Origin of the sequence: Sphingobium ummariense RL-3, from assembly GCF_000447205.1 — a bacterium.
Taxonomy (GTDB): Bacteria; Pseudomonadota; Alphaproteobacteria; order Sphingomonadales; family Sphingomonadaceae; genus Sphingobium; species Sphingobium ummariense.
In genome coordinates, this window is the sequence record NZ_AUWY01000005.1 from 1 (window position 1) to 748 (window position 748).

Sequence of the window (748 nt, forward strand, 5' to 3'; positions counted from 1 at the left end):
CAGCGTTCCACGAACCGATCGGCGCGCAAGTTCGGATCGGCCCGCACGCGCGCCTCCTGGGCCATCGCCTCGATCATCGGGCCGCTGCGCCCCGCCGCCGCCTCGCGCAGCAAGGCGGGATCGCGCTGCATCGCCGATGCGAGGTCACGCGAGGCTCCCGGCCTGATCTGGTCCAGCGCCTGTGTCGTGCGCTCGAGCGCGACCTTTTGATGCTCAAGGACCGGAGCGCCCGACGCCCGCGCCTGCAACACCGCCTCGGCCGAACGCGAGGCCCGCTCGACCGCGCGGGCATAGTCGCGGCCCTGGCCGCGATCGGCAGGGACCGGCGCGCGCTCCGCGCCCTTCAGCGGCGCGGCCGACAGCTTCAGCCCGTCGAACATGCCGCGCTTGGGGGCCGCCTTCTCGCGCTCGCCTGCCGGCGTCGATTCCGGCGCTGGGCGCTGCGGGGCAGGCCGGAAGCCGTCGAACATGCCTCGCCGCGGTTGCCGCTCGGCCGCGGCTTGTCCCGCGCCAGCGCCGCGGTCGCCGGCATCGCGAACCGTGCGTGGATCTTCGCCCATCTGGCGCATGGTTCCCGCGCGCGGGCCAAGGATCTCCACCGGCGAGCGTTCCGCCCGTTCCGGCAATCGGATCTCGCCCGACAATCCGCGCCGGTCGGCGAAAGCACGAATCTCCGCATCCCGGTCGCGGCCATAGTCGGACGCCATATCCTTCGCCCGCTCGCGCGACAGCGTGCGGACAAGCCGGC

1 pseudogene is annotated in these 748 nt (G+C 73.7%); it reads right to left on the minus strand.

From position 1 onward, the window contains the following. Window positions 1-748 (minus strand): annotated as a pseudogene (locus M529_RS0123955) (Ti-type conjugative transfer relaxase TraA); the annotation flags it as partial.